This window comes from Bilophila wadsworthia ATCC 49260 (assembly GCF_000701705.1).
In the GTDB taxonomy this organism is placed as follows: Bacteria; Desulfobacterota; Desulfovibrionia; order Desulfovibrionales; family Desulfovibrionaceae; genus Bilophila; species Bilophila wadsworthia.
The window spans coordinates 17,134-27,342 of the sequence record NZ_JNJP01000053.1 but is presented as its reverse complement, the minus strand read 5'-3'; the positions used below and the strand labels follow the sequence as shown (position 1 = coordinate 27,342).

The following is a 10,209-nucleotide window of genomic DNA, read 5'->3' as shown; positions in this document are numbered from 1 at the left end:
AGAGGGGAGGTTTGGAGGGGGGAAGGGGGACCCTTCTACAGAAGGGTCCCCCTTCCCCCCTCCAATCATTCCGCTAATCCTTCACAAAATATCCGGCATCCCTGAAAAGCTGCTTGGCATCGGCAACGGTGAAGCCCTGCCACTCGGCGGAGCACTCGGCGTCATTCCGAGGCACGGCGCCGGTTTCCACGACCACAACGTTCGCGCCCCACTCAAGCGCCTCCTTGCGGGGGGGATGAACACAGATGTCCGGTACGTTCACACCTCCGCAGATACGGGTGATCGCCACAATCTGGGCAAGTCGAAGATCCGGAAGAGGATCGTGCGATTCAAAGGGCGTACCCTTGACGTTGATGCGGGCCATCGCGCCGCTCAAGGCCGCGCCATTGGAAAGTGCCGTCATAAGCACGTCCGCAATCTCATCATCCGTGTGCTCAGGACCCACTGGCTCCACCAGATGCGCCAGCTTGAGATCCGAATCCCGCACCGCCGCCAGCGTGGCCTTGCGCTCCTCGGGCCGGAAGCATGTCGTCTGCCCTTCCCCAAGCCGCAGGGAGTGATACACGACATCAATGCCCGACGCGATCATCGCCCGCGCCTCAAGCGGCCCGAACTCGCCGGTATTCACCACCAGCCCGTAATTCCCGGGAACAGCCTCGCGCACCTTTTTCGCCAGCGCGCACAAGCGGTTAAGCCCGTAAAATTCCGTTGTCCGCAACGTCACCCACGACGCGCCCTCATCCACGAAAGCCCGCGCCGCCTTGATGATCGCTTCATCGCTCCATTCATGCTGTTCCGTAATCAGGCCCCACTTTTCGCCGAACGCGCAAAACCCGCAGTTCATCGAGCAGGGGCGGCAATCGATGCCGATGGCGCTCCACACCCGCCCTTCGTTGCCGACCACAATATGCGCGATATCCCGGGCCGCACGCCCAAGGTAGGCCGCTTCTTCCGAATCCGGCGCAAGGGCCAGCAAGCGCAACACCTCATCCCGCGAAACAGGCATACCGCGCAGTGCCCGATTTTTGAGCGCGTCAATGAAAGAATAGGTATCCATATGTACGGCTCCGGCAAAAGGTTGAGGTGTCCCGCAACCGCAAGAGGCGGGTGGAAAAGGCGATCCGGCGGACAGGAACACCTCCTGCGGAGATAGGGAAACGGAATGCTCCGGCATAGGGCATGGTTCCGAATTCATGCCTGAGCGCGCATCCTGCAAAAACAAGAGCAAATTGGCGATGAAAGCCTGATGCGAAGTCAGCGTGCGCATCCATTGGTCGAGACAGTGCCCGCCTTTTTCCGTCAGCGTGTACCGCTTGCGGGCCGGACCGCTGTTCTCAAGCTCCCAGTCCGACTCCAGCACCCCCTCCTGCTCCATATTCCTCAACATCCGGTAGACGCCGGTGGCATCCGGAGGCTGTTTGCGGAAAAGGCTTGTTTCCGCAAGGCGTTGGACCACAAGATATCCGTGCAGTGGCCCGGAGGACAGTACCGCCAAAATTACAGGCTGCACGAACCGGGGAAGGTTCGCTCCCGAGCAGGGACAGTTGTCTAGCTCCATCATCAGACTAGCTCCATTAGTTGATATAACTATTTTCTAAACGTAAGCCCCTGTCAAGGCTTTTTTGCTATCTACAAAAAAATATATTTAAGTAGAATTTTATTATTGATTGTAATAACAGTATATTGCAATAAAGTGTTGCCGTCCGTTGACATTGGATTTATGCTTGCATCAACTATAGATATATCTAATTGCGGTTCCTCTTCTACCGCAAAAAGGGTAAAAGCAGCCAACCGGAACGGGAACACTTTGAAGATACGGACAAACGTCCTGGCGGCCTCAGGCCCCAGATATAAACAGGGGGTCCCGAGTCAGCCTGAACCGCCCCGGAACCCCTGTCTGCGCCCAAAAACATACCTGGCGCAATTCTCTTCATTTCCAGCTTAATCCGTCATTTCGATATGAACCCCCAAGAAGTGATCAGATAAGTCAGCTGGTTCGCTGACATATCGATATTCACGGCATAAACGGGAGCGGCGGTATGTTCAGTGAGGATGGCTTCCTCTTTGGAAGGATCTTTGACGGTGGAGGCAAGCGCCTTGAAAAAGCCCTGCGTCGTGAACAAGACGGAACAGGCCCCCTCAGTGGCGGTGGAAAAGACATTGAGGCGCTTGCGCATGGCCGTCCAGCATTCGTCGTCGCTCTTTCCCTGTGCCGCAAGCTGATAAAGATCGGCATGGCCCATCGCGGGCTGCACGGTTATCGGCATACAATCCTGGGCGCGCAGGTCGTCGAACACCCGCGCGAGGAGCGGATCGCTCATATTCGCATACAGGATTACCGCAACCGCCTTGCCCTCTTGGAACTGCACCACGCAAGTCCAATCGGCCTCCATCCACTTGAACGGAAGCTGGAGCATGTCGGCGTTGTCGGTGGGTTTTGCGCCGAGCGCTTTCGCCTCATCTTCGGACATGCCGAGCGAGAAAGCCCCGATGCCGCGCTCCCCGGTGGGAGCGGGCTTTTCGGCGGAAGCGGCTGATTCCGAATTTGCGGTATGGACGTCGGCATCAGCGCCGGAAGGAACCTTGGCGGGAACGGGGGCGGAGGGTTGGGCCGCCTCGGCGGAGGCAGGTTTCACTTGAGCCGTAAGCTGATCATCCGCCAGTGCGACGGAAGAGGCGAACAGCACGGCGGCAAGGCCGAAAAGGATATGTTTCATGATTGAGCCCTCTCAAATTGTCGTGTCCACGGAACGCCGCGCACTGCCAGTGCCAGACAGGAAATCATCCCTTTTGTCAAGGCTGATGGAGGTATGATTGGAGCCCGACGCAAAAAGGGAGTTGTAGGGTTATAATAAAGAACATATTGATTTCATTTGAAGACAACGGTATATTCCGCCAGCCCTTCTTCTTTTATTATCACGGGAGAGACTATGGAAAACCGTCTTTATGCCTTTGACTGGAAGTATATCGGTGACATGGAGCTTGGCCGCCCCAACCTTGGCAAGACGGCTCGCCTTGAAATCTACAGGCTCTTCCAATATACTTTACGGGACGTACTTGAGACTGAATACGGTACGGAACAGTCCGACAGGCTGTTATATAAAGCGGGATTCCTCGCTGGGACAGAATTCTGCAAACGGTACGTAGGAGAATGCGCATCATTCAGCGATTTCGTCGCTAAGGTTCAGGCCGCCCTTGAAGAGATGAATGTCGGCATCCTCCATGTTGAGCGGGCCGATATGGACAAGCTTGAGTTCACGCTCACGGTGGCGGAAGATCTGGACTGTTCCGGACTCCCGGATTTGGGACATGTCGTCTGCACCTACGACGAAGGTTTCATTTCGGGCCTTTTTAAGAGCTTTACGGGTAAATCTTTCGAAGCCAAGGAAGTTGACTGTTGGTGTACGGGCGACAGAACGTGCCGCTTTGAAGTCAAACCGGCTACCGAGTGATACATGACCGCTCCCCTTTCGACGGACGAAGCGACAGCGCTTCTTACGTCCATCCTCATGGACCCCCAGTGGTCTGTGGATTCCATCGCCGACTTGCCTAAAGACGATCCTTTCGGCAAGCTCTGCTATGATTTGGCCGAAATCCGCGCGCACGTACAAGCTTTGTCCAAGGGAGACCTGAGCAGAGGGAGCAAGGCGCGCGGATTCGTGGCCGGATCACTCAAGGCTACAGAGGCCAACCTGCGTCATCTTACGTGGCAGATGGAGCGCGTCGCGCAGGGGGATTATTCTCAATCCGTGTCGTTCATGGGGGATTTCTCCAAGGCATTCAACAAGATGAGCCGGGAGATGCATAGCAAGGCCGAGGAGCTTTCCCGGCTGCTTGAACGGTACCGGATGTCTACGGACGAGGATATCCTGACCGGGCTCCTCAACCGGCGTACATTCTTCAAATTGGCCATGAGCGAACTCCGCCGCGCAAAGGAATCCTATCAGGATTCCCATTCGGCGCTCTGCCTCGCCCTTGCCGATCTCGACAACTTTAAAAACGTGAATGACCACTTCGGGCACGCCAACGGAGACAGGGTCCTCCAGCTCTTCGCCTGCCGCCTGCGGGAAGCCTGCCGGGCAGATGATCTGTGCTGCCGTTTCGGGGGCGACGAGTTCATCATCCTGATCCCCCGAATGACCAAAGATGAAAGCGCCGAACACGTCAACCGATTACGAGAAGCCTGCTCGCTGGCCCCCATTTCCGGCCCGGCCGCGGAACTGAACATCACCGCCAGCTTCGGCCTATCCTTTATCGGCGAATCCGAACTGCTCAATACCTTCAATTCCGTCGAAATCCTTGAACATGCCATCCAGATCGCCGACCACCGCCTCTCCCGCGCCAAGCAGGAAGGACGAAACCGTGTCTGCTCCGCAGGATAAGGGATGCCGGGACGGGGATTCTGAAAAAGCTTTTTCCTCCCTTTCCCAAAACCGCCGGGGCGGATTGCGCCCCCCCCTCTCTTTCCAAAGCTATCCCTAGCTATTCGAATCCCCGCGTTCCCTGCATACAAAAACCACCCGAAGTGACTCCACCTTCTCTAAGCCTTTCAGCATCGTAACGGCTCATGAACAGCCACGCCTCCACGCTTAAGAGGAGAAACAGAGCGCCGTAAGGAACCCTTCCGCACAACACTCTGCCCTTTCAGGAAAACTGCAAACAGGGATTCGATAAGGTCAAAAATCTTTGAAGAGGGAGAGGAGGGGGTCCGGGGGAGGGGAGGGGGAAACTTTCTCTAGAAAGTTTCCCCCTCCCCCGGTTTTCCCCCTACCCTTCTACATACAGAGGAAAACTGGCCTCGACGGACTCAAAGAGAGCGAGCGGGACGGGTCGGGAAAAAATGTAGCCCTGAATCGCGCTGCACCCGATCGAGCGGAGAAACTCCACCTGCTCCTGCTTCTCAACGCCTTCGGCGACGGTGGACATGCCGAGTGCGCGGGCCATCTGCACAATGCTCTCAACCACGGCGCGCTCGCGGGGCGTGCCTTCGGTGTCGCGGAAAAAGGCGATGTCCAGCTTGAGCACGTCGAGCGCGATCTCCTTGAGCATGTTGAGCGACGAGTACCCCGTGCCGAAATCGTCCATCGCACTGCGGAACCCACGGGACGGAAGGGCCGCCATCAGTTCACGGAACAGCGCGAAGTTACGGATCACCATCGTCTCGGTGCACTCAAGCTCAAGCATTCCGGAATCGATACCGTACTTGTCACGGATCGCTGAATAACGGTCGAGGAAATCGCCCTGCGCAATGCTCAGGCGAGACACATTCACCGAAAGCCTCAACGGAGGCAGGCCGCGCGAACCCCGGGACGCCAGATAGGCGCACGCCTCTTCGAACACAAAAGCATCCAGATCCACGATGAACCCGTTGCGCTCGAACAGCGGGATGAAGTCGCCGGGCGAGACCATCCCGTATCCCGGGCGCTCCCAACGCACCAAAACTTCGGCGCCAAACAGCGCGTCGCCGTGCTGGATATCCACCTGCGGCTGAAGATGGAGGCAGAACTCCCGATTGCGCAGGGCCTCCTCCATGCAGCTCTCGATGTTCTTTTCGTAAAGAACCCGCTTGCGCATCTCCTCGGAATATAAGGCGTACTTGCTGCCGCTGAGATGTTTTACGCTCTTCTGCGCAAGGTTCGCCCGGTCGAGCATATCGTCGATGCTGAGAATGTCCTCTGGACGCTCGACCAGATAAATACCCGCGATCATCTCCACGCGGAACCGGCGATTCGCCAACCCTTCAAACCGGGTCAGCAGATCCGAACAGCGCAGGAACCGCGCCACCAGATCGTCGATATCCCGATAGCACCGCAGCAGGGCAAAGTTGTCGCCGGAAATACGCCCGAACGTCTCTCCCGGGCGCGCGCCTTCCGCGATGAGCTCGGCCCAATAGCTGAGCAACTCGTCGCCGATGTCGTATCCGTAGATATCATTGATGAACTTGAAGTTGCGGATATCGCAGTACCAGAGCGAATATTTGCGGTCGCCGCGAGCGGCCAGCAATTCCGCCGCGTCCGTCTTGAACTTGGCGAAATTGCTGTATCCCGTAACCGGATCGTGCTCCGCCTGATAGCGCAGATGGCGCAGTGCCCGCACGTTATCATCCATGTCCGAGATCGTACCCACAATACGCAGGAGCTTGCCCTGCGCATCGCGCTTGAGCGTCGCCGCGATGCGGCACCAAATGAACGCGCCGTCACGGCGGCGCAGGCGCACCGTCGTCTCCACCTGATCCTCACGGTACAGCGAAGCGTGAAACGCCTTGAAATCGGCCATGTCACGCGGGTGCACCGTCAATGACCGGAGCATGTCCGGCACATTGCCGGGATTGTTGCGGCAATCCAGCAGCGAGCCCAAATACGGCGCATAATGCAGCTGTTGTTCCGGCCCCCAGTCGAACACCACGCTCTTGGTCTGCTCCACGATGATCCGGTAACGCTCGTCCATCATATGCAGCCGCTGGAGCTCGGCATTCTCGCGGGAAAATTCGTCCAGCCGTTTGCGGTCGTCGATGCCGTGCACCCAGACGAAATGAAGCTTGTCCGCATCTTCCACGCACAGGACGTTTACTGTTACCCAATGGTAACTATCATCCCGCCACAGGCAACGGAAATCTTCCTTCAACACGCCGTCGTTCAGCCGGAGAGAACGGGCGTTTGCGACAACCCTGTCGTAACGCTCCAGATCTTCGGGGTGGATCATGGACTCCCTCACCATCGCCTTCAGGTCGTCCAGCCTGCCCTCATCGGGAAGCGGGAGGAACGTCCCGCTGGAGTGCCGGATGATGCGGAAGGTGTTCCGGGTGAGGTTGCATTCGTAGATTTCCCCGGACTCCTCACTCAGGGCAAAGTCATACAGCAGGGCGACGCGGCTGCGCTCGCGCTCATGCCGTGTCTCAGTGATGTCGGTGATAGTGCTGTAGCACAGCCGGGAACGGCCCGACGTGGCGAAGAAGAACCGTGACTGGATCCAACGGGTTCCCCCTGCGGACATCTTCGCCCGGTATTCGCAAAGGAGTTCCCGTTTGTCCGACTCGAACACCTGCCGCAAATTTTCGATGCGGCAAAGCGCATACACGTCTTCGCTATCCTCAGCGACGATGTTGGAGCGTACCGCCTCCTTGAGCATGGCCTCATAGTCGCCTTGAGACGGGATCTTCTTTCGGGCGAGGAATTCCCCATACGGCACGGTATACAACCCCGTATCGAGATCAATGCGCAGAACAAGGCCGTAAGCATACCGGAACAGGCAGGAATGCTCTCCTTCCGAGTCGTAAACCGGAAGATCGTCCAGTTCCCTGCCTCCCCGGGCTCGGAATTTCATCCGGTACATATCGTCGTCCGCGAGCTGGAACAGGGCATCGTAAGAGATCTGCTCATGGGAATAGGCCACGCCGATGCTCACGGAAAGCTTGCAATCCGCATATTCATTGCCAAGCGTGGCGGACATGGCTTCCCGGATGCGCCTGGAGACGTCCAGCGCCTCGGTGCGCGAAGGGACATCCTGCATGAAGGCGATGAATTCATCCCCGCCCGTGCGGGCCACAAAATCCCGGGTACGGAAAGATTCCTGCAACAGCTTGGCGAAAGCGATCAGCACGGCGTCGCCGCGCAGGTGGCCATAGCGATCGTTGACGCGCTTGAAATGATCGAGATCGAACACCAGCAGGGCGGAAGAATGCCCTCCGCGGTGGATATCCAAATACGTCTGGATAAACTGCTGCGCGTACTCGCGGTTGTAGAGCCCCGTGAGCGGATCGAGCCGGGTCTGGCGGATCAGCTCGTCCTGCCGCATTTTGCGTTCGGTGATGTCGAGGAGCAGGCAGATGCACACGGGCTCTCCTTCCCCGTCCACAACGAGCCGCCCCTTTTCAAGGACCCAGATGACCTGCCCGTCTCCCTTTCTGATGCGGTATTCCTGCTCATAGCAGCCGTTCACGGCCTCGCGCCATGCGGTGCGGAAAAGGGCCACGTCATCGGAGCAAACAATGGCCTCAAGGCCGCCCGCCATCAACCCCTGGAAAACGTCCGGCTCATAGCCGAGGAAATGCAGCATCCCCTCGCTGATGTAGGCCAAGCGCCGCTCGTCGCCTCCGTCAGTAACGAAAAAGCCCCCCTCAAGGCTGGAATCGATCAAAGACATAAAATAACGCTGGCGGCGGTAGTCGGCCTCACGGCGCTGCTGCTCGTCAATGTCGGTATAGAAGCAGTACAGCACCTCATGACCGTTCCACCGCTCTTCCGCGCGGCAGGCGTCCAGGCGCACCCATATGTCGCTGCCGTCCTTCCGGCGGACGCGGAAAGGGATGCTGAACCGCCCGGTGGCTTTGCGGTTGCGGATCTCGTCGTTGCCCACGATCAAATCTTCGGCATACACAAAGTTGATGGCGCGATTGCCGAACTGGCCGCGGACTTCTTCCCGCGTATACCCGATCATACAGAAAAACTGATCATTGGCCTCAAGGATGGTGTACTCGGCATCGGCGGCGAGCTTTGCAAAACCGTTGAACACCACGGCGTGGCAGGCTTCCAGTTCGGCGTTCTTTTCCTTGAGCGAAACCACGCTTTGCTGAAGCTGCTCCTGAAGCTCATGGGAGCGGGTGATGTCGACGACGATGCTGACGATAACGGGCCGCCCGTCCTCGGAAATATTGCGCAATCCCCGGTCAAGGACCCAAATGTAGGACCCGTCCCGCCTGAGCATCCGATAGGAGACTTCATAGCTGTCAGTGACGGTCATCGACTCATTGACTAGAGTGTTGACGCGGTCGCGGTCGCCGGGATGGATACCGTTTTCAACCATCCCTCCCGTGTCCTCCACAAAATCTTCATACGAACTATATCCAAGGTACCCGAGGAGCTGATCGTTGATGAAATAGAGGGGGAAGCCCTTTTCGATATAGCCGCCGATAAGCCCGCCGGGAATGCTGTTTTTAAGCAGCTGGAACGCGCTGCGCCGGGACTGCGAGGAAAGCTCGTTCCCTTCCCCAAGGAAAGAGGTAGGGAAGAATTCGCCGTCCGGCTGTTCGCCGCTGGGAAGGGAGGCGTGGATGCCCTGGATGAGGCAGCGCCCATCCGGGACTTCGCCGCACATCGCGGAAATGCGGACGTTCACCCCTTTTCCGCTGGATGGATCGACGACGCTCATGTCGCCGTCCGTATAGCACGCCTTGCCCGCTTCCACGGAATAGAGATTCCGCAGCTTCACGTCGAAGGAGCCCGGCGTGGCCTTGAACTCCTCGATAAGCAGCTCGCGGCAATCGCAAAAACCCTTGCCGGCACGTTCAAAATCTCCTGTCCCTATCCAGCGGATATCGTCAGCGAGGCACTCAAGCGTTTTATCCAGATCGCGTAAATGGAGGTAAGCATCAAAAAAACGGCGGACGACGTCCTCGGAACGGGAAGCGATTGTTTGCATAGGGGCACCAGATCAAAAAATATTTTGTGATCACTAGCCTGTGTCCCGAAGGGCGTCAAGGAGGCAAAAAGGCGCCTCAAACGGGAAAATACAGGCTCTTGAAGAGATTATCTTCCCATGAATGAATCGCGGTTTTTCGGATGTGGGACAGTTCCCCTTCTTCACACAGGGGCCCCAGCAATAGGACAGCTACGTAAAAGGAAGATGGAAAACGGTCACCTCCCTTACCATACAATCGTTTCCCGTACCGTTACCTTGACTGCAAAAACAGGTTACGCAGTATGATGCACATGCTCCAAGGAAGCATTCCAACCCCTTTAGTGAAAACCCGGCGAAAAATATAAAAATCCTCATATCCATAACGGGGGTTATGCCGTACGGAAAAGGATGGCAAACCCCGGCGCCCTCAGGCGGAGCGGGATAAGCCTGCCCTTATCGTTGGGCAGGAGTGGTACGGTTCGTCAGAATGACCACCTGCGGCAATATGCCCTCCAGGATGCGGCTCCATACCCACCCTTTTTCGGTATATCGGCCACCGGGATACGGCCAAATGCCCTCCGCGATCCCCCGAAACACCTTCATGCGCAAGGGCTGTGAGGGCCTCCTCAGTATTTCAGAAAACAAAGGAGGACATAAGAAAGCTTCATCCGCCCACAGAAAAAGCAGAAGCCACCCTGCCCCAAACAGGAAAACGGCTGTGGATCAGCGCTTCAACAGGCCGAAGGAGTTCGTTTGGCAGGCCTTTCCCTTTTCGCCGAAAAATCCTACCCTCGGAAGAAAGGGCGCGGACGG

At 57.2% G+C, this 10,209-nt stretch carries 5 protein-coding genes; 2 read left to right on the top strand and 3 right to left on the bottom strand.

What is annotated here, in order from left to right:
* Positions 1–73: 73 nt before the first annotated feature.
* Both T370_RS0115415 and T370_RS0115410 read right to left on the bottom strand, forming a co-directional pair.
* Positions 74–1,561 (bottom strand): helix-turn-helix transcriptional regulator, encoded by a 1,488-nt coding sequence (locus T370_RS0115415; RefSeq protein ID WP_029436245.1) that lies wholly within the window; start codon positions 1,559–1,561, stop codon positions 74–76.
* 388 nt (positions 1,562–1,949) lie between these two features.
* On the bottom strand, positions 1,950–2,717 hold the full coding sequence (locus T370_RS0115410) for a hypothetical protein (protein WP_029436244.1): 768 nt from the start codon (positions 2,715–2,717) through the stop codon (positions 1,950–1,952).
* Positions 2,718–2,930: 213 nt separating this feature from the next.
* Here T370_RS0115410 and T370_RS0115405 point away from each other — a divergent pair, with 213 nt between their 5' ends.
* Both T370_RS0115405 and T370_RS0115400 read left to right on the top strand, forming a co-directional pair.
* A complete protein-coding gene (locus T370_RS0115405) occupies positions 2,931–3,452 on the top strand; it encodes a V4R domain-containing protein (RefSeq protein ID WP_005024814.1) in 522 nt (173 codons plus the stop codon).
* A gap of 3 nt (positions 3,453–3,455) precedes the next feature.
* The gene (locus T370_RS0115400; protein WP_029436243.1) at positions 3,456–4,382 is read left to right on the top strand and encodes a sensor domain-containing diguanylate cyclase; all 927 of its coding nucleotides are present in this window, start codon (positions 3,456–3,458) and stop codon (positions 4,380–4,382) included.
* A 385-nt stretch (positions 4,383–4,767) separates the two neighbouring features.
* Here T370_RS0115400 and T370_RS0115395 read toward each other — a convergent pair whose 3' ends face one another.
* Complete coding sequence (locus T370_RS0115395) at positions 4,768–9,417, bottom strand: bifunctional diguanylate cyclase/phosphodiesterase (protein WP_029436242.1); 4,650 nt, start codon at positions 9,415–9,417, stop codon at positions 4,768–4,770.
* Positions 9,418–10,209 lie beyond the last annotated feature (792 nt).

Coding starts and splice junctions, on each gene's coding strand:
- T370_RS0115415 (WP_029436245.1), bottom strand. CDS start 1,561: ATGATGGAGCTAGACAACTGTCCCTGCTCGGGAGCGAACCTTCCCCGG.
- T370_RS0115410 (WP_029436244.1), bottom strand. CDS start 2,717: ATGAAACATATCCTTTTCGGCCTTGCCGCCGTGCTGTTCGCCTCTTCC.
- T370_RS0115405 (WP_005024814.1), top strand. CDS start 2,931: ATGGAAAACCGTCTTTATGCCTTTGACTGGAAGTATATCGGTGACATG.
- T370_RS0115400 (WP_029436243.1), top strand. CDS start 3,456: ATGACCGCTCCCCTTTCGACGGACGAAGCGACAGCGCTTCTTACGTCC.
- T370_RS0115395 (WP_029436242.1), bottom strand. CDS start 9,417: ATGCAAACAATCGCTTCCCGTTCCGAGGACGTCGTCCGCCGTTTTTTT.